The organism is Arthrobacter sp. ZGTC412 (genome assembly GCF_002929215.1).
GTDB lineage: Bacteria > Actinomycetota > Actinomycetes > Actinomycetales > Micrococcaceae > Arthrobacter.
Genome location: NZ_PJII01000005.1, coordinates 72,224 through 95,872, shown reverse-complemented (window position 1 = coordinate 95,872; position 23,649 = coordinate 72,224). Strand labels below are relative to the sequence as shown.

Sequence of the window (23,649 nt, the reverse complement as noted above, 5' to 3'; positions counted from 1 at the left end):
CTTTTTGCCCGGCGCCATCGTCGTACTTCTACCTCAGGTGGTCCACCAGTTGGTCAGCGATGCCGGTGTATTTGCCGGGCGTCAGCGCGAGGAGCCTCGCTTCGGCTTCGGGTGAGAGGCCAAGGCCCTGGACGAATTCCTGCATGCGGGCTGCGTCCACACGCTGTCCGCGGGTAAGGTCCTTGAGCCGCTCGTAGGGGTTCTCCATGCCTTCGACGCCGGCAATCGCTTCGGCCCGCATGACCATCTGGATCGCTTCACCCAGGACTTCCCAGTTGGTGTCCAGGTCCCCGGCCAGAACGTCCTCCGCCACGTCCAGCCGCTCCAGGCCCTTGGCCACGTTGGAGATGGCCAACAGGGAGTGGCCGAATGCCACACCGATGTTGCGCTGGCTCGAGGAGTCGGTGAGGTCGCGCTGCCAGCGTGAGGTAACCAGCGTGGAGCCCAGTACGTCCAGCAGCCCGGAGGAGATCTCCAGGTTGGCCTCGGCATTTTCGAAGCGGATGGGGTTTACCTTGTGCGGCATGGTTGAGGATCCCGTCGCACCGGCAACCGGAATCTGCGCGAAGTAGCCGATGGAAATGTAGCTCCAGATGTCCGTGCAGACGTTGTGCAGGATGCGGTTGAAGCGCGCGACGTCGGCATAGAGTTCCGCCTGCCAGTCGTGGCTTTCGATCTGCGTGGTCAGCGGATTCCAGGTCAGTCCCAGGGCCTCCACGAAGGATTTGGACACCTGCTGCCAGTCGGCGCGGGGAACGGACGCAACGTGGGCAGCGTACGTGCCGGTGGCGCCGTTGATCTTGCCCAGGTACTCGGTTTTTTCGATCCGGTCCAGTTGCCGGGTGAGGCGGTGGGCGATAACCGCGAGTTCCTTGCCGAGCGTAGTGGGAGTGGCGGGCTGGCCGTGGGTGCGGGACAGCATGGGGACGGCGCGGTTGTCATGGGCCATCCTGGTGATCTGGGCCACCAGGGCGCGTGCTGCCGGAAGCCACACGTCCTCCACAGCGCCCTTGACACCCAGCGCGTAGGAGAGGTTGTTGATGTCCTCGGAAGTGCAGCCGAAGTGCACCATGGCCGTGAGGTTTTCAATGCCGATGGCCGGGAGGCGGCGGCCGATGTAGTACTCCACGGCTTTTACGTCGTGGACCGTTACGGCTTCGATGTCGGCCAGTTCCGCCACTGAATTGCTGTCGAATTCGGTGACAATGGCGCGCAGCTGGTCCTGCTGCCGGGACGTCAGGGGACCGGCGCCCGGAAGGACGTTGTTGCTGGTCAGGTGGATGAGCCATTCAACTTCCACTGCCACGCGGTCGCGGTTGAGCGCTGCTTCCGACAGGTAGTCCACCAGCGGGGCGACGGCGGACTGGTAGCGGCCGTCCAGCGGGCCGAGCGCGATTTTTTCCGGGGACGCGGCGAGGGCCAGGCGTCCTGAGGGCGTGCGGGTGTCAGCTGTGGCGGCAGTTTCAGGCATGTGCTGATTCTTTCATGAACTCCTGCGGCGGCTTTAGCCCTTCCCGGGACGTTACTTGTCCACATAGACGACGCCGGCGGTTGGGACGGCAGGGTGTCCTCCGTAGCCTTCATCCCAGGCAAGGCTTGCTGGCATGCGCCGTGGACGCAGGCCATTGAGGAAAGGGAAGAGCGATGGGCGGCCAACTGACGGGGGCGGAGTTGCAACAAGACATGCTGCGCGCTTCGCAGGTGGAGCAGTTGGCTGGCCGCGTAGCCTTCTGCGCTGGCCGCGGAGAGGAGGTCTTGGACGGGTTCAGGGATATTCAGCTGCTGGAATGGGAATCTCCGGCGGGCCGTGCCTACCGGGACGCTGTTTCACTGCAGTCTGCTGCCCTGCGGCGGGCCCTTGAAGCGCTCACTGAGGCAAAGGCTGCGGTGGACCGCCATGCCCGCGAAACCTTCACCGCTGACTGCACCTCTACGGGCGGGTTCTAATGGCCGAAGCTACGCCTTCGGGCACAGGCTCCATCAGGGTGTTCAGTCCTCCCGGGGACGGGCCCCTCACCATCCGCGGCGGTGTTGGCGGCATAACCTTCCAGTTGGAGGAGCTGGCGGCGGGTGCGAGGAAGCTCGATGACCTGGCGGGCACACTCTCTGAACTGGAGGTTGAAGTCCGCCGGATTTGGGAGGACCTCGTTCCCTTCCAGGACCTGCCCCGCTGGTCCGGGACCATGGCATTGAACGCGGTGGGTGAGTCGGAGCGGAGCGTCCAGACAGTGCGGGCCGAGCTCCAGCGCATCAGCAGCCAGGTCCGCGCCTGCAAACAGGAGTACGAAGTGGCGGAGTGGCTTGCCGGCACTGCAAGATCCCTAGGCATAGTTAGTCCGCAGGACGTCCACGAGTCCTTGACGAATATGGCCTCCACCCGCGTCGTCGACAACAAGACGGCAGAAACCATAGCTGCCAGCCTTGGACTCGACGCGGCTGACGTGAAGCGGCGGGCCGAGGAGGAACCTTGGGTCTGGGATGGCTTGGAGCAGGCAGGCGCCTTTGGCCGCCGTTTGGCCACGCACCAGGAGGAGACAGTTCAGGTGGACCTGGACGCCTCCCCGGCTGGCCTGCTGGAGCGCATCCGGCTTATCGATGCGCGCGGTGCCGGGTTCATCGAGGTCATCGAAGTCGTCAACGGCGGGGAAAAGGCCTATCTCGTCGTCGTTCCCGGCACCCAGCCTGCTGGTTCCGGTGCCGGTGGAAAGAACCCGTTTGATGAAGCTGGAATAGCGGAGGCGATGGTTTACAGCTCCGACGACATGAGCGTTGCGGCGCTTGAGGCTCTGCGAGCGGCGGGCGCCGAGCACGGAGCCCCCGTGGTTGCCGTGGGATACAGCCAGGGCGGTATCCATGCCATGAACCTGGCTGCCGATCCGCGTTTTCTCCGCGACTACGACCTTCGGTACGTGCTCACGGCCGGCTCCCCGGTCGCTGGTATCAACCCCGTGCCGGGAGTGCAGTCGCTGCACCTTGAACATCGCACGGATTGGGTGCCGGGATCAGACGGTTCACCAAATCCGGACACGAAGGACCGCGTGACGGTTTCCTTGGGCAATGCCCCAAGGGCGGCAGAAGGAGAAGGGGGCCTCGGACCCGGCCACACCCTTAGTACCTACCAGGACGGAGCCCGCCTTGTTTCAGCGAGCAACGATCCGTCGCTGGTGGTGTCCACTGCCGCGTTGGGTGCTGTGCTTGGGGCTGGTGGCGCCGCCACCGCTACCCGCTTCTCGCTGACCCGGACCAGGGCTCCTGCGCCAAACCTCCACGCGGCAGACACCCGCAGGCAAGAGCGGGGGTATGGCGGACGGTAGCCGCAACCGCCCGCGTGAACTAGTGGGCAGCGCTTTTACAAGCGGGCGCAGAAGCCGCTGGTGTTCAGCTACCGCCGGGCCCCAGTAATCCGGCCGGCAACCAGCGAGATCAGGGTAATGATGATCGCAGCCAGAATGGCAGTCCAGAAGAAGGAGTCAATGGTGAAGCGCACTGGCGTGTAGCTGCTGATCCAGGATGTCAGGTAAAGCATCGCCGCGTTGATGACGATAGTGAACAGGCCGAGGGTCAGGATAGTGATTGGCAGCGCGAGGAGACTCACCAGCGGGCGGACCAAGGCGTTCACTAAACCGAAGATGACACCGATGAACAGGTAGGCGAGAACGATCCCGATGGTGTCCGTCCCCTGCGTCACACCGGTTTTTGCCACTGCATCGGTGGCTGCCGAGCTGGAGATCTCCAGTCCTGGCAGTATCCAGCTCGCCACCCAGAGGGCAAGTCCGTTGATAAGTACCCGGGCAAGCAGTCGCATAGGCCAATGGTTGCACACGTCCCTGAAGGTCCTTGCAAGGTTTCCGGCTCTACCTCTGGCGTCTTTTTGCCTGTGGGCCGGTGGCGGGACCAGCGGGTCCGGAAGTGACTTCCGAGAAAAGACGGTGTCAAAAATCAACTAAACCCTTGACAGGCAGAAACCGGTTTCCCATAGTTGAGAAATCGCTTTCTGAAATTGTCGGCGGTTTCCGGCCGGCACCGAAGCGTGGTTCATTCCAATGGAGGAAGAGAGATCATGCGTAAAAAGTTGCCAATAGCGCCCGTATCGGTCGCGGCGGCCATCGCCGTATCCCTGCTCGCAGCCCCTGCCCATTCGTCAGCAGCCCCCTCGCCACAAGCGGATCCAACAGCCCAGACAGCCCGCCAGGCCCTTGAGCGCCAGGTACTCGCACCACATGACGGCTGGGCAGCCTTGGGAACCGGCACCACCGGCGGCTCGGCCGCTACGGATGACCGGATCTACGACGTCTCCAACAAGGGACAACTTCTCGCCGCCCTCGCCACCGGCAGCGAACCCAAAATCATCAGGGTCCATGGGGACATTGCCGCCAACGCCAGCGCGGACGGCTCGCCGATCAGCTGTGAGGACTACGCCAGCGGTACCGGGTACTCGCTCGCCCAGTACCTTTACGACTTCGACCCGGCCCGGTACGGAACGACGAAAGAGCCGGAGGGCGCGCAGGAGAACGCCCGGCGGTTGGCGGCATCCAGGCAGGCCGCCTCAATCCGTTGGGACATTCCCAGCAACACCACCATCGTGGGCGTCGGCCCGGACAGCAGCATCACCGGCGCTGCCCTGAGGGTCAACGGCGCCGACAACGTCATCTTCCGGAACCTCACGGTGCGGGACGCCGCCGACTGCTTCCCGTCGTGGGACCCCACGGACGGTGCCACCGGTAACTGGAACAGCGAATATGACCTGCTGCAGATCATCAACGGCTCAAAGCACGTGTGGGTGGACCACTCACACTTCACCGATGCCCCAAACCTGGACAGCGCCCAGCCCAGCTACTTCGGCAGGCCGTACCAGGTCCACGACGGAGCAGTGGACGTCACCAACGGCTCGGACCTGGTGACGATGTCCTACAACCGGTTCTCGGAGCACGACAAACTCCTGCTCATCGGGTCCACGGACTCCACAAACCGGGGAGACGTGGGCAAGTTGCGCGTGACCATCCACCACAACGTTTTCGAGAACGTTGGCCAGCGCGCACCCCGCGTCCGTTTCGGCCAGGTGGACGTCTACAACAACCACTTCAAGACCACCGCCGAATCGGAGATCCCGTATGGGTACACCTTCGGTGCCGGCGTTGAATCCCATCTGTACGCCGAGGCCAACGCCTTCACCCTCCCGGCGGACATCCCGGTGGAGTCACTGATCTCCTACTTCAAGGGGAAGGTCATCAGCACCAGCGGAAACGCGGTCAACGGCAAGATCGTTGACCTGCGCGCCGCCTACAACGCGGCCGCGCCTGCCGACAGGCAGTTGGGTGCCGACGAAACCTGGGCGCCAGTACTGCGGACGCACGTAAACGCAGCCCAGGCCGTTCCCGCCCTCCTGGCGGACGCCGTCGGGCCCGTCTTCGCGGCGGGGGATGCTCGCTGATGCGCCGTTTCGAACCCAACCGCCGCTCAATGCTGGCTGCTGTGGCCGCGGGAGCAGTCACCGCTGCCGCCGGGCTCGCGGGCCCTGGGGCTGCACGCTCGGAGGCCGCAGTCCGGTCCGTAGCGCTGCCACCGCAGGGCCGCACCAGGCCGGTGATCTTCGTTGTGGGCGACTCCACGTCCTCCGCCTACCAGCACTCGGAACGTCCGCGGGCCGGCTGGGGGCAGGCCCTCCCGCTGCTGCTGGGGCCACAGGCCGACGTCTTTGACTACGCCTGGTCCGGTGCTTCGTCCAAGAGCTTCGCGGACGCCGGCCTGCTTGACGAGGTGGTCGCCTTGCTCCAGCCTGGGGACTACCTCCTGATCTCCTTCGGGCACAACGACGAAAAGGTCGAAGATCCGGCCAGGGGCACCGATCCGCAGACCACCTTCAAGGAGTACTTGCAGCAGTACATCGACGGTGCCGCAGGCCGTGGCGCGAAGGCTGTACTGGTAACCCCGGTGGAACGCCGCCGGTTCAGCGCCCTGGGTGTCGCCCAGGACTCCCATGGTGCGTACCCCCAGGCGGTGCGGGAACTCGCAGCTGCCACGGGCACACCACTTGTCGACCTCACCGTGTCCTCGAAGGACCTGTGGCAGAAGCTCGGGGCAGAGGGAACCAAGTCGCACTTCCTTTATGCCTCCCCGGGCCAGTATCCGCAGTACCCGCAAGGCGTGACCGACAATACGCATTTCCAGGCGGAAGGCGCCCTGGCCGTGGCCCGGCTTGTTGCCTCGGAACTCCGGGCACAACAGACACTGCCGCCCGGGTACTTCCAGCTCGACGCCGGACTGGACGCCCGCGAGGGCATCTACTGGCCCAGCGAACGTCCGGTGGACAAGCCCGTTGTTGTAGACGTGGGCAAGGGGCTGGCGTTCCAGACGGTGCAGGCGGCCATAAACAGCGTGCCCGAAGGCGGCACCCGCCGGACCCTCATCCGGATCCAGCCGGGCATCTACAGGGAGGCCATCAGGGTGCCGGCCAGCAAGCCCAGAATCTCGTTCCTGGGGCTGGGGGAGAAGGCGCAAGACGTTGTACTGGTTTACAACAACGCCTCCGGCACACCCAAGCCCGATGGCGCCGGACCCTATGGGACGGGCGGAAGCGCAAGCGTGCGGATTGACGGGCCGGATTTCACGGCTGCAAACCTCACGTTCAGCAACGACTTTGACGAGGCCGCCAACCAGGACATGAAGAACCGGCAGGCGGTGGCACTCTTCCTCACGGGAGACCGTGCAGTTCTTAGCAACGTCCGGTGCCTGGGCAACCAGGACACGCTGCTGGTTGATTCACCGTCCCGCGGGGTACAGGCGCGGTTCTTCTTCCGCGACTGCTACATCGAAGGCGACGTGGACTTCATCTTCGGCCGGGGCACGGCGGTCTTCTCCGGCTCCGAAGTCCGCTCCCTGGACCGCGGATCAAGCAGCAACAACGGCTACGTTTCGGCCGGCAGCCTGAACGTTGGAATTAAGCACGGGTACCTGTTCACCGGCTGCCGCTTTAAGTCCGACGCCGCAGCGGGATCCGTGCACCTCGGCCGGCCCTGGCACCCCAGCGGGGACGTGGACGCCATAGCCCAGGTGCTGATCCGGGATTCCTGGCTGGGTGCGCATATTTCCCGCGCTCCGTGGACAGACATGAGCGGGTTCTCCTGGCGCGAAGCCCGGTTCCACGAGTTCAACAACAACGGCCCGGGATCCCGTATCACCGCCGACAGGCCGCAGCTTGACCCGGCGCTGGCGAAGGAGTTCACCCTGGAGGCGTACCTCCACGGAACCGACGGCTGGGCTCCCCAGTTGGCAGGCACCCGGGCAGACAGCACTCAGCGGGTGTAGGGAGGACCCCACCGACAAGGTGGACTCGGATGGCGGACGGGCCTGTCTTTGTGCAGCGCCCGTCCGGCCGCCGTCCCAGGGGGCCGGGGAGTGCACTTCGCGCGGGAATGCCGCCTTACGTCCTGCAGCCGGAGAAGTAGGCTGGTCTCCATGACGTCATCAGAGACCCTCGCCGGGGGCATCCAGCCGCGCCCTGTAGTGGCAAAGCTGCCCCGCTACGCCGCCGGCAAACCGCCCGTCGCCGTGGACGGATTGGCCAGTTACAAGCTGTCCTCCAACGAAAACCCGCTGCCCCCGATCCCGGCGGTCGTTGAGGCAATTGCTCAGCAGACAGACTTCAACCGCTACCCGGATCCTCTGAGCAGCAGGCTCCGCACAAAGCTCGCCGCATTCCTCGATGTTCCCGCCGCCGACATCGTCACTGGCGCAGGCAGCCTGGGCGCCTTGAACCAGTTGCTGGCCGCATTCGCGGGGCGGAACGAAGACGGCAAACCCGACGAAGTGATCTACGCGTGGCGCTCCTTTGAGGCGTATCCCATCAGCGTTGGTCTCTCGGGTGCGGAAGGTGTCCCCGTTCCCCTGGCTGCCGGCGGCCGCCATGACCTCAAGGCGATGGCTGCGGCAGTAACAGCCCGTACCAAGGTGGTCCTCCTCTGCACTCCAAACAATCCCACGGGCCCTGCGCTGGCAGCAGCCGAGACAGAGGCCTTTATCCGCTCTGTGCCGGCAAACGTGGTGGTGGTGATCGACGAGGCCTACCAGGAGTTTGTGCGGGCAGCAGATGCCGTCGATGGGATCGCTCTGTACCGGAAGTACCCCAACGTGGTTGTGCTCCGGACCTTCTCGAAGGCCCACGGGCTTGCCGGCCTGCGGGTTGGCTACAGCATCTCCGATCCCGGGTTGACCCAACACCTCAGGGTCGCTGCCACACCGTTTGCCGTGTCGCAGATTGCAGAAACTGCCGCACTTGTTTCCCTGCAGAATTACCCCCAGGTTGTAGAAAGGGTACAAAGGCTCGTGGACGAGCGGGAACGCGTCACGGCCGGGCTGAGGAAGCTGGGCTGGGCCGTTCCGGACGCGCAGGGCAACTTCGTCTGGTTGGACCTCGGAGCGGACAGCGCCGGATTCGCAGAACTGGCGGGTACGCAGGCCTTGTCCGTCAGGGCGTTTCCCGGGGAAGGAGTCCGGGTGAGCATCGGCGAGACCGAAGCAAACACGCGGTTCCTCAAGCTGTGTGCGAACTATACAAAGGCCCCCCGCGGTTCCTAGCACTTAACAAGTAGCCTCGCGGTTACTTACTGAAGATAAAGTTAGGATCAGTAAGCCAATATATATGCCGCAGCAGGAATCTATTCCTTTTGAGGCATATATCCCAGCGACATTGCATTGCATCCGGATGCGGCAAGCAAGGAGACGGTATGGGCACACATCTGCCTGCCACCGAGTTCGATGGAACAGCTGTAGACGACCAGCGTGAGGCTGATGCCGAAGCCGTCATGGGCGAACCCCCGGCACAGATGGTCCAGCTCCTCGGACCCGATGGGAAACTGGGCTTTGATCCCGTTTACACCGGATACGCCGAAAAACTCACCCCCGAGAAACTTCAGGGACTCTACGCGGACATGGCCGCCATCCGCCGCTTCGACGTCGAAGCCACCGCCCTGCAGCGCCAGGGCCAGTTGGCGCTCTGGGTTCCGTTGACGGGCCAGGAAGCCGCCCAGATTGGTTCGGGCGGTGCCAGCCAACCGCAGGACTACATCTTCCCCACATACCGGGAACATGGCGTAGCGTTGACCCGCAATGTGGACCTGGCCGAGCTCCTGCGCCAGTTCCGCGGGGTCTCCAACGGCGGATGGAACCCGAAGGACACCAACTTCCACCTCTACACGCTGGTTTTGGCGGCCCAGACGCTTCACGCAGTGGGCTATGCCATGGGCATCCAGCGGGACCAGAAGCTCGCCGCCTCCAGTGCTGCCGCTTCCCAAGCTGCCGGCACTGAAAGCGAGGCGGCCAAGCCCAACGCCGCGGTCATCGCCTACTTCGGCGACGGCGCCAGCTCCGAGGGTGACGTCCACGAATCCATGGTGTTTGCGTCCTCCTACAACGCCCCCGTGGTGTTCTTCTGCCAGAACAACCACTGGGCCATCTCCGTCCCCACCAACGTGCAAACGCGCGTGCCGCTTTCCAACCGGGCCAAGGGCTACGGCTTCCCCGGCATCCGGGTGGACGGCAACGACGTCATTGCCGTGCACGCCGTCACCGAGTGGGCATTGGAGCACGCACGCCAGGGCAAAGGCCCCGTTCTGATCGAGGCTTTCACCTACAGGGTGGGTGCTCACACGACGGCGGATGATCCCACCAAATACCGCGAGTCGGCGGAGGAGGACGCCTGGCGGGCCAAGGATCCGCTGGCACGCCTGGAGAAATACCTGCGCTCCGAAGGCCTGGCGGACGAAGCGTTCTTCGCCAAGGTCAAGGCCGACGGCGACGAGCTCGCAGCCTACGTCCGGCGGACCACCCATGACCTGGAGACTCCGGATATCCGGTCTGCCTTCGCCAACACCTACGTGGAGGCCCACCCCCTGGTGGCAGAAGAGCTGGCCTGGTTTGAGGCGTACTCGGCGGGCTTTGCAGGCGAAGAGCCGGCAGAAGAACGGCACGCAGTAACAGCACAGGCGTCCCAAAAGGCAGGCCACTGATGACCACCATGACCATCGCAAAGGCCATCAACGAGGGCCTCCGCGCAGCACTGACGGACAATCCGAAATCCCTGCTTATGGGCGAAGATATCGGCGCCCTCGGCGGCGTCTATCGTGTGACGGACGGGCTAATCCGCGAGTTCGGCTCGGATCGCGTGGTGGACACTCCGCTGGCAGAATCCGGCATCATCGGCACCGCGATCGGCCTCGCACTTCGCGGCTACACGCCGGTATGCGAGATCCAGTTCGACGGCTTTGTTTTCCCGGGGTTCAACCAGATCACCACCCAGTTGGCCAAGATGCACGCGCGCAGCAACGGCAACCTCACCGTTCCAGTGGTCATCCGCATTCCCTACGGCGGAGGCATTGGCTCGGTGGAACACCACTCCGAGTCACCCGAGGCACTTTTCGCGCATACAGCAGGGCTGCGGATCATCACGCCGTCCAATCCGCACGACGCCTACTGGATGATCCAGCAGGCCGTGGAGTGCCAGGACCCGGTGATTGTTTTCGAGCCCAAGCGCCGTTACTGGCTCAAGGGCGACGTTGACGTGGAGTCGCCGGGCCGGGCGGATGACCCTTTCAAGGCCCACGTTCTCCGGGTGGGGACGGACGCCACCATCGTGGCGTATGGCCCGCTGGTACCGGTGGCCCTGGCCGCGGCGAACGCGGCGGAGGAGGACGGGCGAAGTGTTGAAGTCATTGACCTGCGCTCCATCTCGCCCCTCGACTTCGATACCGTCACAGCCTCGGTGGAAAAGACCGGGCGCCTGATCGTGGCCCACGAGGCACCCACCTTCGGCGGTATTGGCGGTGAAATCGCTGCCCGAATCAGCGAGCGGGCTTTCCATTCCCTGGAGGCGCCCGTGATCCGCGTAGGTGGCTTCCACATGCCTTATCCCGTTGCCAAGGTGGAGGAAGATTACCTTCCGGACATTGACCGCATCCTCGAGGCGCTGGACCGCGCCCTCTCCTACTGAGGACACCATGACTCTCAACAAGTTCAACCTGCCTGACGTAGGCGAGGGCCTCACCGAGGCGGAAATCGTCGCCTGGAAGGTCAAGCCCGGCGACGCCGTCGGCATCAACGATGTCCTCTGTGAGATCGAAACTGCCAAGTCGATCGTGGAACTGCCCTCGCCGTTCGCGGGCACCGTCACTGAGCTGCTGGTCCCCGAAGGCGTGACCATCGACGTCGGCACCGCCATCATCAGCGTCAACAGTGACGTTACCGGTGACCCCACCCCGGCCGACGTCCGTGCCCCCGAGACTCCCGTGCAGCCGCTATACGGCAAGCTTCCGACGTCCGACGGCGGCGCGCCGGAAAGTGCGCCGGGCACAGACAGTGCTCTGGCCGGCGGCCCCCTGGTGGGCTCCGGTCCCAAGGCCGACGCCGTCAAGCGCCGGCCTCGCAAGGCCGCACCCGTGCCCGTTCCTGAAATTTCGGCAGCCCCAATCACCGGCACCCCGACGGTAGAGCCGGTCCAGCCCCATTCCGCGGCCGAGGTGGTGGAGCCTGACGAGAACCGGTCCGCCGAAGCGGGGGACAACCGTCCCACCTTTGGCGGTGCCATCACCGGCCTGGTGAACAAGGTCCTGGCCAAGCCGCCGGTCCGCAAGATCGCCCGCGACCTCGGCATCGACCTCGCAGACGTGGTGGCAACCGGGCTGCGCGGCGAGGTGACCCGCGAGGACCTGGTCAGCTACCAGGCCCAGCGTGACGCCGAACTGGACAAGGCCGACGGGTTCTGGGGCAAGGCAGGAAAGCCGCAGGACCAGCGGATAGAGCGGATCCCCGTCAAGGGCGTCCGCAAGGCCACCGCGAAGGCGATGGTGGAGTCGGCATTTTCCGCACCCCACGTGAGCATCTTTGTGGACGTGGACGCCAGCCGGACCATGGAGTTCGTCAAGAGGCTCAAATCCTCCCGCGACTTCGAAGGCATCCGGGTATCGCCGCTGCTCATCCTCGCCAAGGCCGTGATCTGGGCGGCTGCCCGGAACCCCAGCGTCAACGCCACCTGGGTGGACAACGACGAAGGCGCCGCCGAGATCCAGGTTAAGCACTACATGAACCTGGGAATCGCAGCGGCCACCCCGCGCGGCCTGATGGTCCCCAACATCAAGAACGCCCAGGACCTCTCCCTAAAGGAGCTGGCGCTGGCGCTGAACAACCTCGCCACCACCGCCAGGGCCGGGAAGACCCAGCCCGCGGAAATGCAGGGCGGCACGCTGACCATCACCAACATTGGCGCCCTCGGTATCGACACCGGTACACCGATCATCAACCCGGGCGAGGTGGCGATCGTCGCTTTCGGAACCATCAAGCAGAAGCCCTGGGTCCTGGACGGCGAAGTGATTCCCCGCTGGATCACCACTCTTGGCGGCTCGTTCGATCACCGCGTGGTGGACGGCGACCTGTCCGCCCGCTTTATGGCCGACGTCGCCGCCATCCTGGAGGAACCAGCGCTGCTGCTGGACTAGGAAAAGTGACAGCAGTGGTGATGAACGCCGGGGCCATCCGTGCCAAAAACAGGACAGCCACATGGATCACGGAGGCGCTCCAGCCGCCAGCGGTGGTCAGCGTACAGCTGTTGTTCAGCCCGCTGACCCAAGCCGGCTTTCCCGGAACCATGGCGTACGGTGCCTTGGCAGCCTTGTTCGTGTGCGTGATCCCGTTGTTGCTGCTGCTTGTCCTGGTGAAGCTGGGTAAAGTCACCGACCATCACGTCAGCGACCGCAAACAGCGGGCGCCCGTGTTGTTGATGGCCTTGGCCTCAATTGTGGCCGGGCTGCTGGTGCTGAATGCGGCAGGAGCTCCGCAAAGCGTTGTGGCCATGGTCCTGGCGGTGGTGGGCGGCGTAGTGGTCCTGGCCGGCGTCAGCCCGTTCTGGAAGATCAGCGGGCACGCCGCCGCCATTTCCTCGTCGGCCGTGATTGCCGTGCTTATGCTCGGGGCGGCGTGGCTTCCGTTGCTGCTGCTCATCCCGGCCGTCGGCTGGTCCCGGGTGGTGTTGCGCGCCCACACGGTGGCGCAGGTGGTTGCCGGCTCGTTGTTCGGCGGGGTGGTGATGGCCGGGATCTGGTGGGTCCTGCAGGGCTGGATGGTGCCTTAGCCCAGGGAATGCCTAGTAGATGGTGTAGGCCGAGAGCATTTCAACGGTGGTTGGATCCGTCATTGATCCGAGCGCAACCGCTGCTGTCACCATCAATGCACCCATTCCCGCAGCCACGGCCCCGCAGACGGCCAAAATCTTCCAGTCTTCACGCAGTACGCTGCCCACCGTGGCGGGAAGTTCGAGGCCCGGGGCAATGAGGTTCGGTGCGCTGTCCACGGTTCCGTCGTCCAGCAGAGCCACCACCCTGCCGCTGCTGCGGTCAACGCGCATGGAACAGATGTGGTTTCCGTGGCGGGCCAGGAGGATGTCGTGCCCTACGAGCTGGCGGCGCTGAAGAGTAATCAATGGAGCCCCTTGAAGACGGTGAATGCTGGATGTCCGCACCATTGGGGGCTTATTCAATTTTATCTCCGGCTTCAGCTCCAAAACCCTGCTTTCCGGGTGAGAACGGACACCATGGGGCGGGAAAATACCGCCCCATGGTGTCCCTGTCCGCGCTAGTCGGCGTCGTAGGTGTTGGCGATGTAAACGTCGCAGGGAGCGTTGTGGGCCACGCTGTTCGCAACGCTGCCGAGGACCCGCCCGATCCCCTGCATCCTGCGGTTTCCCACCACGATGATCCGGGCTTCCATCCGGAGGGCCTCCTTGATGAGGGCGTCAGCCGGGCGGCCGCGGGCTGCGGAGTAGGTCACTTTGATGTCCCGGCCCAGTGAATCCGCCACAGTGCGGGCCACGTGCTCGGCGGCATCGGCGTCGGACACGATCCACTGGTCGCTGCCGCTGCCAAAAACCTCGGTGCGGTCGCTGTCGAAGGCCGAGACCACGTGCAGCGAGGCGCCGAGCGCTGCGGCGAGGTCACGGGCGGACTCCGCTGCCTTCTTGGCCGTACCGCTGCCGTCAACCCCTACAACGATGATTCCGCTCATGTGTTGCTCCTTTGCTTGGTTAGTGCGGCTTGAGTCAGTGAGGCCAAGGCTACAGCCCTGCGATGGCTTCCCGCAGTACCGGCGCCAGGCGCCGTACGCCTTCGGTGATGGCTTCCGGCGGCACGGCGCTGTAGGCCAGGCGGAGCTTGTTGGACGGCTCGTCCGACGGCGTGAAGGCGGCCCCCGGGATAAACACCACCCCGGCATCGATAGCCTTTTGCAGCAGCGGGTAGGTGTCCACGCCTTCCGGCAGCGTCACCCAGACGAAGAATCCGCCTTCCGGGCTGGTCCAGCTGGTCCCGGCGGGCATGTGGGCCTCAAGGGCAGCGAGCATGGCGCGGCACCGCTCCGCATAGAGTCCGCGGTACGTTTCGATCTGGCCCCGCCAGTCGTAGTCACGCAGATACGCGGATACCAACATCTGGTTCAGCGCGGGCGGGCAAAGCGTCACTGCTTCCGCTGCCAGGTAGTAGCGGCGCTGCAGGTGTTCGGGGACGAGGGCCCAGCCGATGCGGAGTCCGGGGGCGAAGATCTTCGAGAAGGAACCCATATAGATGACGTCCGCGGGGTTGTCGGCGCGGAGCGGCGCCAGCGGTTCTCCCTCGAAGCGCAGGAGTCCGTAGGGGTTGTCCTCGAGGATCAAGATATTCGCATTTCGGCATATATCCACGACTTGCTGCCGCCGCTCCCGGGCCAGGGTTATCCCCGAGGGATTGTTGAAGTTGGGGATGGTGTACAGGAATTTCACGCTCTTACCGGTCAGCTGCAAAGTGGCGATTTTTGCTTCGAGGAGATCCGGAACCAGGCCTTCCGCGTCCGTCTCCACTGTTTCCACCTGAACCTGGTACGCCTCGAAGGTGTTCAGTGCGCCCACGTAGGTGGGGTCTTCCACCAGCACTACGTCCCCGGGGTTGCAGAAAACCTTCGTGGCAACGTCCTGGGCCGACTGGGAACCCGCGGTGATTACAACGTTCCGGGGCAGCGCGTCGAGGATGCCCTCGGCGGCCATCACCTCACAGATCTGGGCGCGCAGCTCCTCGCTTCCCTGGCCGCTGCCGTACTGCAGGGCCGTCAGGCCGTCCTCGGCAATTATTGCTGCCGCGGTGGCAGCCAGCCGGTCAAGGGGGAGCGACTGCAGGTAGGGGCTTCCACCTGCAAGGGAAACCAATCCGGGGCGCAGGGAGATGTCGAAGACATCCCTGACGGCGGACTGCCGGATGTTGGCGGCGCGCTCTGAGAAAAGTTCCTCATGGCGGTGCGCGGACGTCGCCGCCCGTTCGATGGCGTCAATGGCTTCGGCAGGCAGCGTCCGTGCTGCGGCGTCGAGTGTCTCGTGGCTCACACCAACAGGATACAGCCGGGTGTTGCTGCGGAGGCAACAGACGTTGATTGACGATGCACGCCCGGCAGCTAGGGGCACTCAGTTGAGCTGCAAGGCCTCACTGAGGCTGCGCCCGTTGACGTAGATTTCCGCCCGGATCGCCCCCACCGCCGAAACCGCCGTCTGCGTCAGCTGGGCCTCCACCCGCGGAAGGTCACAGACCCCTCCCATGCTGAGCGTTCCGGCGAGGTACACCGTGACGGTTGTGCCGTCGAAGCTTCCCGAGAGGAACTTCAGCTCGGAACCTGAAAGTGCGTTGTAGACGTCCGGCGACGGCGGCGGTGACTCTACTGCCTCAGCCTGCGCGTCCAGCAGGGCCCGAACGGCAGCAGCAAGCGCATCCTCCCCGGCGGAACTGATGTGGGCTACCCCCACCAGGCTGTCATTGCAGCCGAATCGCACACCGTTGCTGCCGCCGTCGTCCAGGAGCACGTAGAAGGCGGTCACAGTTTGCAGTCCTGCCGCCTTGCCTGACGGAGCCGATGCGGAAGGCAGGGGGTCCTCCGATGCCGGTACCTCCGGCGCAGGGGCTGTGGCCGTGCCGCCTGGTGCGGTCACCGCCGGGGCCGCGGGTGCGCCGCCCTGAGTCGCCGACGCCGGGGGCGGGACCGCCGTTTCGGTGGGCGGCGGAGCCTGCGGCTGGGGAACCGGGACAGTGGGCGCGGCTGCCGGGGTTGGGGTGGCGCGGGCATCAACGAGGGGCACCGAGGAAGGCGGTGTTTCTTGGGGAGGGGGGGTGGTGCAGGCGGCGGCCCACAGTGGAAGTGACAGGGCGGATGCCGCCATCACAGCGCGCACCCCCGCCATCCGCCTTCCAGCCATTGGCCGTTTTGCCATCCCTGCACCGCAATCCCGTCCCGGTACGTCCGTGGATTAACGTTACGGCTGGCCCGTCCGCCAAAGAATGTCCGGGAGGTACCGGTTGGGACAAGAGTTGGTCACGGCAGCACCGCCCGGGCGCGCGCCCCACGAGTCAGGATCGCGGGCGGCCCGGCCACTCCTTGCCTTCCCAGGGGTCATAGTCGGCAATGAGTTCCTCCTGCGCGGGACGTTCTTCATCGGGGATGTGCTGCAGGTTCACCCGCACCCGGTACCAGAGCGAACTCGATCCGCGCATTCCGTCCACAAGCACGTCCGCGGGGTGCAAGGCAGGAATCAGGTCCGCGTGCCTGGACTTCCATTCGCCGAGCGCCGCCAGTGCCTCGGGTTTGGTTTTGGTGCGTGCCACCTCGATGAGCGGCATCACTGACTGCCGGCGGCCGGCGCCGTCACCGCTGCGCGGCGCTTTCTCCGCAGGGCCCAACTCGGCTGCCAGTGCGAGGAGGCCATCCAGTTTGCCCACAGCTTCGTCGATGCCGGCATGTGGGTCCCCCACGTCCGCGAAGCGTCCGGGTACCGTGCGTACCGTGAACTGATCGGGACGGGCGGAGCGCACCTCGTCCCACGAAAGCGGCGTCGAGACCCGGGCATCGGGGAGGGCCCGGACGGAATAGGCGGATGCTACGGTACGGTCCTTCGCGTTCTGGTTGAAGTCGACGAACACACTCTCGCCGCGCTCCTCCTTCCACCACCGGGCGGTGGCGAGGCCGGGCGCGCGGTTCTCGACTTCGCGCGCGAGGGTCTCGGCGGCGAGCCGCACATCGCGGTAGGACCAGTGTGGAGCGATGCGCACCAGGATGTGGAGTCCCCGCGAGCCGCTTGTTTTCGGCCAGCCCACCAGTCCCGTGTCGTCGAGCACCTCCTGCGCCACATAGGCGACATCCACGATCTGTGACCAATCGACCCCCGGCATCGGATCGAGGTCCACCCGAAGTTCGTCAGGATGCTCCAGGTCCTCCGCCCGAACGGGGTGTGGGTTGAGGTCGAGGCAGCCAAGATTCACCACCCACGCAAGGCCTGCGGGGTCCCGGATAACGGCCTCCTCGGCTGACGTTCCGGACGCGTAGTGGAGTGTTGCCGTGTCAATAAATTCGGGGTGGTTCTCGGGCACGCGCTTCTGAAAGAAGGGTTCGGCGTCGATGCCCTTCGGGAAACGCTTGAGCACCATGGGCCGCCCGCCGGCGCCGCGCAGCGCGCCGTCCGCGACCGCGAGGTAGTAGCGCACCAGGTCCAGCTTCGTGAGCCCGGGTTCGGGGAACACCATCTTGTCCGGGCTTGAGATGCGGACCTCTGCGCCGTTGATGTCGAGGATCTCGGCCGGGGTCTTCGAGGGGCTCATTCCGTCACGCTAGCAACGATTGAATGTCACAGCCAGAGCACGGGCTGACGACGTTATAGGCAGACCAAAGGTCCTCGGACACGGCGGTGCCCGGCACGGTATTCCGCGCCGGGCACCGGGAAGGCTGGTTATGCGGCAGGCTGGGCAGCTTCGAGGGCATCGAACACGCCCTTGATCTGCTCCACAACCTCTGCGTCATCCTTCGGGTGGAGTTCAGCGAAACGCACCATGGAACCCGGCACTGCGAGCTTGACGTCCTCAAGGATCTGGGCCCCGGCGATTCCTGCTGCCTTGCGGGCCTCGTCCTGGGCCCACACTCCGCCGTACTGTCCGAAGGCAGTGCCGACGACGGCGGTGGGCTTGCCGGCGAGGGCGCCTGCGCCGAAGGGGCGGGACAGCCAGTCGATGGCGTTCTTCAGTGCTGCAGGCACGGTGCCGTTGTGCTCGGGAGTGACCAGGAGGAGCGTGTCGGCGTCGTTGGCTGCGGCGCGCAGGGCGGCAGCGGCCGCGGGAACCTGGCCCTCAACATCGATGTCCTCGTTGTAGAAGGGGATGTTGCCCAGGTTGTCGTGGATGACAACGTCCACTTGCTCCGGCGCGTTCAGCTGGATGGCTTCGGCCAGCTTTTGGTTGGTGGACTCGGCGCGGAGGCTGCCGACGAGGGTGAGTACGGTGCTCTTGGTCATGGGAACTCCTGGGGTAGGGGCGACGGGAGGGGTCCGCCGGCCGGTGACAGCTGAGGCTTGTTCATGCCTTCACCCATCTAAACGGACTACGGTCCGCTTCTTATTCCCGGGGTCTAGAATGTGGATTGTGAGCTTTATCCCAATGCGCCCCCGGTTATCCCCGGACGAGGCGGTGGAACGCAGCGACGCTGCCCGGAATCGGGAGCGCCTGCTCGAAGCGGCCCGCGACCTGATCGGGGAATGCGGGGCAGAAGGGCTCACCATGGACCGGCTCGCCGAGCACGCCGGGGTGGGCAAGGGCACCGTATTCCGCCGCTTTGGCAGCCGGGCCGGACTTATGCTCACCCTCCTGAGCGAATCCGAGGCCGCCTTTCAGGCGCGCTTTATGTTCGGTCCGCCGCCTTTGGGGCCAGGCGCGCCGGGGCTGGAACGCCTCATTGCTTTCGGCATTGAACGGATTGCCTACGTCATGGAGTTCGGTGACCTGGCCCTTGCCGCGGAGAATGCCTCGCGGGGCCGGGTTGAAGTACCGGCCGCTGCCCTGTGGTACCGCCATATCGAGGTGCTGCTCACCGAGGAAGGCTTCGCGGCGGACCCCTGGCTGATGGCGCGTTCCCTGGGGGCCACACTGGCTCCGGACCGGCTCCTGAACCTGGTCCGGGTGCATGGCGTGGATGCTGACCGCCTCAGTGACTCCTGGAGGGAGCTTGTTACACGGGTTGTCACCGCCGCGTAGGTCACGCCGACCGAATTCTTTCAGCCTAGTCACACTGAATTTACAGAATTATTCATAACGATCTGATACGGGCGGGTGGGTTTGGCCACAACGGGCCCTTTTCAGGGAGCGGCTTGTGATAGTTTCCTCTGGAATGTGACCCGCGACATAGTCCATAAGGGCGAGGCCTGCAAAGGCTGCGGGAGCCAGCTACCCGCTGGCAAAGGACCCGGTGAGGCGGCACAACCCCCGCTGACCCGGGGATAACGGAAGGATCCAGCACGTGATTGTTGATTTGCCCAACAGCCTGGCCCGCCTGCTGACACCGCGGGGTTTTACCGTCCAGCTGCCGGCGGCTAAGCAGATCTAACGCCATGCTCAGGTACCTTGCGAAGCGCGGCATCACGTACGTTTTTATGATCTTCCTGACCACCTCGGCGGGATACTTCCTGGCGGTCAGCTCCCTCAAGCCTGCGCTGCTTGAACAGGAACGGATTCCCCGGCCCACCCCGGAGCAGGTGGCCAACTCGATGCGCCTCAAGGGCCTGGATCCGGACCTGAGCCCGTGGGAGCGTTACGTGGAGTGGCTTACCGCCATTGTCACCCGCTGGGACTGGGGCCGCAGCCCGAACGGTGCCTTCATCAACGCGGAGTTCGGTGACCGGGTATGGATCTCCACCCGCCTCTTTTTGGCCTCCATCATCCTGACGCTCGTTATCGGCGTGGCACTCGGGGTCTATTCGGCAGCGCGGCAGTACAAGTTCCAGGACCGCGTCATCACGTCCTACAGCTACCTCGCCTACATCGTGCCTGCCCCCATCGCCTACTTCCTGGTGCAGTTGGGCGCCATCAACATCAATGAAACGGTGGGGGAGCGCATCTTCTTCGTCACCGGCATCTCCACCCCCGGCATGGAGCCGGGCTGGGCGCAGTTCGTGGATATGCTGGCGCACTACGCTGTTCCAACCATCGCCATCACGCTGGTGGGCTGGGGCTCCTACCAGATTGCGCAGCGGCAGTACCTCCTGGACAACGTCAACGCAGACTTTGTCCGAACGGCACGCGCCAAGGGACTCACCCGCAACCAGGCGATCTCCCGGCATGCGCTGCGGGTCTCGTTCATTCCAGTGGCACAAAGCATTGCCTTCACCATCCCGGCCATTTTTGCCGGCGGATTCTTCGCGGAGAAGATCTTCGCCTGGCCCGGTGTGGGCTCCTGGAGCATCGACGCCATCTCGCTCCAGGACGTCAACGCCGCCACTGCCACGCTGGCCTACGGGTCAGTTATCTTCGCCCTGGGGGCCATCCTGGCGGACTTCGCCACCACGCTTGTTGACCCGAGAGTGCGGGTGCAGTAGCCATGACCAACCTCAACGCCGTAGACCCGGCCGCCGTCGCACAGGACGCGCACCTGGAGAACGCCGACGTAATCATCGGCAAGAACACCATCATCTTCCGCCGCTTTATGCGCAATAAGACGGCCGTGGCGGGCCTTGCTATCTTCCTTGCCCTCACCGTCTTCTCCTTCGTGGGCGGCTACTTCACCCAGTGGGACAAGGAGACCATCGATCCTTTCAACATCGGCATGCCTCCATCAGCCGAGCACTACCTCGGAACGTCCCAGGCAGGCATCGACCTCTACGCCATGACGGTGGAAGGCACCAGGATCTCCATCCTGATCGGCCTGATCGTGGGCCTTGTTTCCGTCCTCATTGCCGCTGTCTACGGCTGCACCATGGCCTACTTCGGTGGCAAGGTGGACAAGGTGATGCTCTTCATCCTCGAAGCGCTCATCATGATGCCCGCACTGCTGGTGGTGGCGGTTGCCACCAGCGGCGGAGGCGAAGGCCTGAAGCGGGACCTGCCCTCCTGGCTGCTGCTGATCATCGTGCTGCTGGTCTTTAGCTGGATGGGCACCGCCAGGCTGATCCGGTCGCTGTCCATGTCCCTGATGCAGCGCGACTACGTCAAGGCCGCCCAGTACATGGGTGTCCCCCCGCGCCGGATCGTCTGGCGGCACCTGGTTCCCAACATCGGTTCCCTGCTGGTCCTGGACATCACCCGCGGTGTTACCGGCGCCGTCCTTGCGGAGGTGGCCTTCTCCTTCATCGGTATCGGCATCAAGGTTCCCGACGTCAGCCTGGGTGTCCTCATTGGCGGTGCCACATCGCAGGTACAGACCTTTCCCTGGATGTTCTGGGTGCCGTTGACTGTGATGTTCCTGCTCACGGGGTCGCTGGCCATGATGAATGACGGTCTGCGCGACGCGTTCGACCCCAGCTCCAGCTCAAGCGGAAGCGCCAAAAATCGCAGAGCCCTGAAGAGCCGAGCTAAGGGGAAGTCCTCATGAGCAGCAACCTTGACGCCGGGCCCGCCGAGCAGCCCCAGTCAGCCGTAGAACGGTTGCACGTCGCCGGGCTGCACGCCCCCACGGACGCAGTCCTGTCCGTCCGGGACCTGCACGTCCGCTTCAACACCGAGAACGGCGTGGTCCACGCGGTCCGTGGTGTTGATTTCGACCTCCTGCCCGGAAAGACGCTGGGCATCGTGGGTGAATCGGGTTCCGGCAAATCCGTTACGTCCCTGGCCATCATGGGACTCCTGCCCACCACGGCTGAAATTTCCGGCTCCGTCCGGCTCAAAGGCAAGGAGCTGCTGGGCCTCACCGACAAAGCAATGTGCGAGTACCGCGGCAACGAGCTGGCCATGGTCTTCCAGGACCCGCTGTCATCCCTGACGCCGGTGTATACCGTGGGCACCCAGATCGTGGAAGCACTCACTATCCACAACCCAACGATGAGCAAGCAGGCCAAAGAAGCCCGCGCCGTCGAACTTCTGGCAATGGTGGGCATTCCCAGCCCCAAGGACAGGCTGAGGGCCTTCCCGCATGAGTTCTCCGGCGGCATGCGCCAGCGCGTGATGATTGCCATCGCCATCGCAAACAACCCGCGCGTCCTCATAGCTGATGAGCCGACGACAGCCCTGGACGTCACCATCCAGGCCCAGGTGCTGGAGGTGCTGCATACCGCGCAGGAGGAGACGGGCGCCGCCGTCGTAATGATCACCCATGACCTGGGCGTGGTGGCCGGGATGGCAGACGACATCATGGTGATGTACGCCGGCAAGCCTGTGGAGACAGGGGCGGTGGATGACATTTACTACAACCCGCGGATGCCGTACACCATGGGCCTGCTCGGCGCTGTGCCGCGGGTGGACGTTGCGGAGAAGTCATCGCTGATTCCAATCGAGGGCATGCCGCCCAACCTGATCCATACGCCCACCGGCTGCTCGTTTGCGCCCCGCTGCCCGCTGGCCTCCGACGCCTGCCTGGACGGCGAGCCTCCGCTGGCGCCGGTACCCGGAAGCACGCTTCACCACGCCGCGTGCATCAAGTCCGGGGCCTTGGGCGGTGAAGTGGACGTCCACGACGTCTTCTCCGCTCCGCCGGTGCCGGTGTCCCGCTTTGATGCCATTCCACGCGGGGAGCGCGCGGTTGTCCTGCAGCTCAAGGACGTGCGTAAGCACTTTCCCCTGAGCAAAGGCGCACTGCTCAAGCGCAGGATCGGCACCGTCAAGGCCGTGGACGGCGTCACCTTCGACATCCGGGAAGGCGAGTGCTTCTCCATCGTGGGCGAGTCCGGTTCCGGAAAGACCACCACCCTGCTGGAAATCATGGAATTCCACAAGGACCAGGACGGCGAGGTGGTGATTGGCGGCATCAGCAACAAGCAGGCAGCCGATGCCAGGACCAAAGCCGCCATGCGCCGCGAGCTCCAGATGGTGTTCCAGGATCCTACCGGGGCGCTGGATCCGCGGTTTACCGTGTACGAAGTGCTCGCCGAGCCGCTGCAGAACGCCGGGATGGACAAGCAGGCCATCAAGAAGCGCATCATGGAACTGATGAAGCTGGTGGGCCTGCAGCCGGACCACGTCAACCGCTTCCCCAACCAGTTTTCCGGCGGACAGCGCCAGCGTGTCGGCATTGCCCGGGCCCTTGCCGTGAATCCGAAGCTGGTGGTCCTGGACGAGCCTGTCTCCGCCCTTGATGTTTCCGTCCAGGCCGGGGTGATCAACCTCCTGGACAAGCTCCGGGCCGAACTGGGCCTCAGCTACCTGATGGTGGCCCACGACCTGTCCGTGGTCCGGCACATCTCCAACCGCGTGGCCGTGATGTACCTGGGCAAAATCGTGGAAATCGGTGAAGTGGACCGGGTGTTCGACAATCCCCGCCACCCCTACACCCGGGCCCTGCTCTCGGCCATCCCGGTGCCGGACCCGCACGTCGAGCAAACCAGGGAGCGCATTATCCTGCGGGGCGACCTGCCCTCACCGCTGGACGCCCCCAAGGGCTGCAACTTCGCCACCCGCTGCCCGGTCTTCGCGGCCCTGCCGCCGGCCAAACAGGAAAAGTGCCTCACCTTGGAACCCCCGCTGGAGCCAGTGGCACCCTCGGCAGCCGCCCAGGCCCTGGCCGCGCATGCGCTGCCGGTCCTGGACCAGCGCTTCGCCTGCTTCTTCCCCGACGGGGAACTGGACGAGGACATGCTGGTCGTCCACGAATCGGCGGACCACCATGCACCTTAAGTTTTTCCGACCCAACAGC

21 protein-coding genes are annotated in these 23,649 nt (G+C 64.7%); 13 read left to right on the top strand and 8 right to left on the bottom strand.

The features are described from left to right. Nucleotides 1–28: 28 nt before the first annotated feature. Nucleotides 29–1,471 (bottom strand): adenylosuccinate lyase, encoded by a 1,443-nt coding sequence (purB, locus tag CXQ88_RS08690; protein ID WP_104043767.1) that lies wholly within the window; start codon nt 1,469–1,471, stop codon nt 29–31. 173 nt (nt 1,472–1,644) lie between these two features. Between purB and CXQ88_RS08685 the strand changes: the two genes are divergently transcribed. Both CXQ88_RS08685 and CXQ88_RS08680 read left to right on the top strand, forming a co-directional pair. Beyond that, nucleotides 1,645–1,947 (top strand): hypothetical protein, encoded by a 303-nt coding sequence (locus tag CXQ88_RS08685; protein WP_104043766.1) that lies wholly within the window; start codon nt 1,645–1,647, stop codon nt 1,945–1,947. Then, a complete protein-coding gene (locus tag CXQ88_RS08680; RefSeq protein WP_104043765.1) occupies nt 1,947–3,314 on the top strand; it encodes a hypothetical protein in 1,368 nt (455 codons plus the stop codon). The genes CXQ88_RS08685 and CXQ88_RS08680 overlap by 1 nt, the downstream gene beginning before the upstream one ends. Before the next feature lie 68 nt (nt 3,315–3,382). Here the strand turns inward: CXQ88_RS08680 and CXQ88_RS08675 are convergent, their stop codons facing one another. Then, nucleotides 3,383–3,805 carry a phage holin family protein gene (locus CXQ88_RS08675; RefSeq protein ID WP_104043764.1) on the bottom strand — a complete coding sequence of 141 codons (423 nt, stop codon included), beginning with the start codon at nt 3,803–3,805 and terminating at the stop codon, nt 3,383–3,385. 255 nt (nt 3,806–4,060) lie between these two features. Between CXQ88_RS08675 and CXQ88_RS08670 the strand changes: the two genes are divergently transcribed. The 7 genes from CXQ88_RS08670 to CXQ88_RS08640 all read left to right on the top strand — a co-directional run bounded on the left by CXQ88_RS08670 (nt 4,061) and on the right by CXQ88_RS08640 (nt 13,117). Continuing rightward, nucleotides 4,061–5,431, top strand: coding sequence for a pectate lyase family protein (locus CXQ88_RS08670; protein ID WP_104043763.1), 1,371 nt, complete (start codon nt 4,061–4,063; stop codon nt 5,429–5,431). After that, nucleotides 5,431–7,305, top strand: a complete 1,875-nt coding sequence (locus CXQ88_RS08665; RefSeq protein ID WP_104043762.1) for a pectinesterase family protein — start codon at nt 5,431–5,433, stop codon at nt 7,303–7,305. Before CXQ88_RS08670 ends, CXQ88_RS08665 begins: the two co-directional genes overlap by 1 nt. Before the next feature lie 150 nt (nt 7,306–7,455). Further along, nucleotides 7,456–8,574, top strand: coding sequence for a histidinol-phosphate transaminase (locus tag CXQ88_RS08660; protein WP_104043761.1), 1,119 nt, complete (start codon nt 7,456–7,458; stop codon nt 8,572–8,574). A gap of 149 nt (nt 8,575–8,723) precedes the next feature. Then, entirely contained in the window at nt 8,724–10,004 is a 1,281-nt protein-coding gene (pdhA, locus tag CXQ88_RS08655; RefSeq protein WP_104043760.1) for a pyruvate dehydrogenase (acetyl-transferring) E1 component subunit alpha, read from the top strand. Then, complete coding sequence (locus CXQ88_RS08650) at nt 10,004–10,984, top strand: alpha-ketoacid dehydrogenase subunit beta (protein ID WP_104043759.1); 981 nt, start codon at nt 10,004–10,006, stop codon at nt 10,982–10,984. Before pdhA ends, CXQ88_RS08650 begins: the two co-directional genes overlap by 1 nt. Nucleotides 10,985–10,991: 7 nt before the next feature. Continuing rightward, nucleotides 10,992–12,485 (top strand): dihydrolipoamide acetyltransferase family protein, encoded by a 1,494-nt coding sequence (locus tag CXQ88_RS08645; protein WP_104043758.1) that lies wholly within the window; start codon nt 10,992–10,994, stop codon nt 12,483–12,485. 20 nt (nt 12,486–12,505) lie between these two features. Further along, on the top strand, nt 12,506–13,117 hold the full coding sequence (locus CXQ88_RS08640; protein ID WP_104043888.1) for a phosphatase PAP2 family protein: 612 nt from the start codon (nt 12,506–12,508) through the stop codon (nt 13,115–13,117). Nucleotides 13,118–13,129: 12 nt separating this feature from the next. Here CXQ88_RS08640 and CXQ88_RS08635 read toward each other — a convergent pair whose 3' ends face one another. The 6 genes from CXQ88_RS08635 to CXQ88_RS08610 all read right to left on the bottom strand — a co-directional run bounded on the left by CXQ88_RS08635 (nt 13,130) and on the right by CXQ88_RS08610 (nt 18,331). Next, entirely contained in the window at nt 13,130–13,465 is a 336-nt protein-coding gene (locus tag CXQ88_RS08635; protein ID WP_104043757.1) for a hypothetical protein, read from the bottom strand. Nucleotides 13,466–13,617: 152 nt separating this feature from the next. Continuing rightward, on the bottom strand, nt 13,618–14,046 hold the full coding sequence (locus CXQ88_RS08630; protein ID WP_104043756.1) for a universal stress protein: 429 nt from the start codon (nt 14,044–14,046) through the stop codon (nt 13,618–13,620). A gap of 49 nt (nt 14,047–14,095) precedes the next feature. Then, the gene (locus CXQ88_RS08625) at nt 14,096–15,388 is read right to left on the bottom strand and encodes an aminotransferase-like domain-containing protein (RefSeq protein ID WP_104043755.1); all 1,293 of its coding nucleotides are present in this window, start codon (nt 15,386–15,388) and stop codon (nt 14,096–14,098) included. A gap of 78 nt (nt 15,389–15,466) precedes the next feature. Continuing rightward, nucleotides 15,467–16,132: a hypothetical protein gene (locus CXQ88_RS22260; protein WP_258061776.1), complete on the bottom strand. Its 666-nt coding sequence runs from the start codon at nt 16,130–16,132 to the stop codon at nt 15,467–15,469. A gap of 268 nt (nt 16,133–16,400) precedes the next feature. Further along, nucleotides 16,401–17,645, bottom strand: a complete 1,245-nt coding sequence (ligD, locus tag CXQ88_RS08615; protein WP_104043754.1) for a non-homologous end-joining DNA ligase — start codon at nt 17,643–17,645, stop codon at nt 16,401–16,403. Between the two features lie 128 nt (nt 17,646–17,773). After that, complete coding sequence (locus tag CXQ88_RS08610) at nt 17,774–18,331, bottom strand: NAD(P)H-dependent oxidoreductase (RefSeq protein WP_104043753.1); 558 nt, start codon at nt 18,329–18,331, stop codon at nt 17,774–17,776. A gap of 127 nt (nt 18,332–18,458) precedes the next feature. On the opposite strand from CXQ88_RS08610, the gene CXQ88_RS08605 reads away from it, so the two are divergent. The 4 genes from CXQ88_RS08605 to CXQ88_RS08590 all read left to right on the top strand — a co-directional run bounded on the left by CXQ88_RS08605 (nt 18,459) and on the right by CXQ88_RS08590 (nt 23,630). Then, on the top strand, nt 18,459–19,067 hold the full coding sequence (locus CXQ88_RS08605) for a TetR/AcrR family transcriptional regulator (protein ID WP_373637732.1): 609 nt from the start codon (nt 18,459–18,461) through the stop codon (nt 19,065–19,067). A 353-nt stretch (nt 19,068–19,420) separates the two neighbouring features. Continuing rightward, a complete protein-coding gene (locus CXQ88_RS08600) occupies nt 19,421–20,404 on the top strand; it encodes an ABC transporter permease (RefSeq protein WP_104043751.1) in 984 nt (327 codons plus the stop codon). A 2-nt stretch (nt 20,405–20,406) separates the two neighbouring features. Further along, complete coding sequence (locus CXQ88_RS08595; protein WP_104043750.1) at nt 20,407–21,396, top strand: ABC transporter permease; 990 nt, start codon at nt 20,407–20,409, stop codon at nt 21,394–21,396. Next, nucleotides 21,393–23,630: an ABC transporter ATP-binding protein gene (locus tag CXQ88_RS08590; protein ID WP_104043749.1), complete on the top strand. Its 2,238-nt coding sequence runs from the start codon at nt 21,393–21,395 to the stop codon at nt 23,628–23,630. The genes CXQ88_RS08595 and CXQ88_RS08590 overlap by 4 nt, the downstream gene beginning before the upstream one ends. Nucleotides 23,631–23,649: the final 19 nt, after the last annotated feature.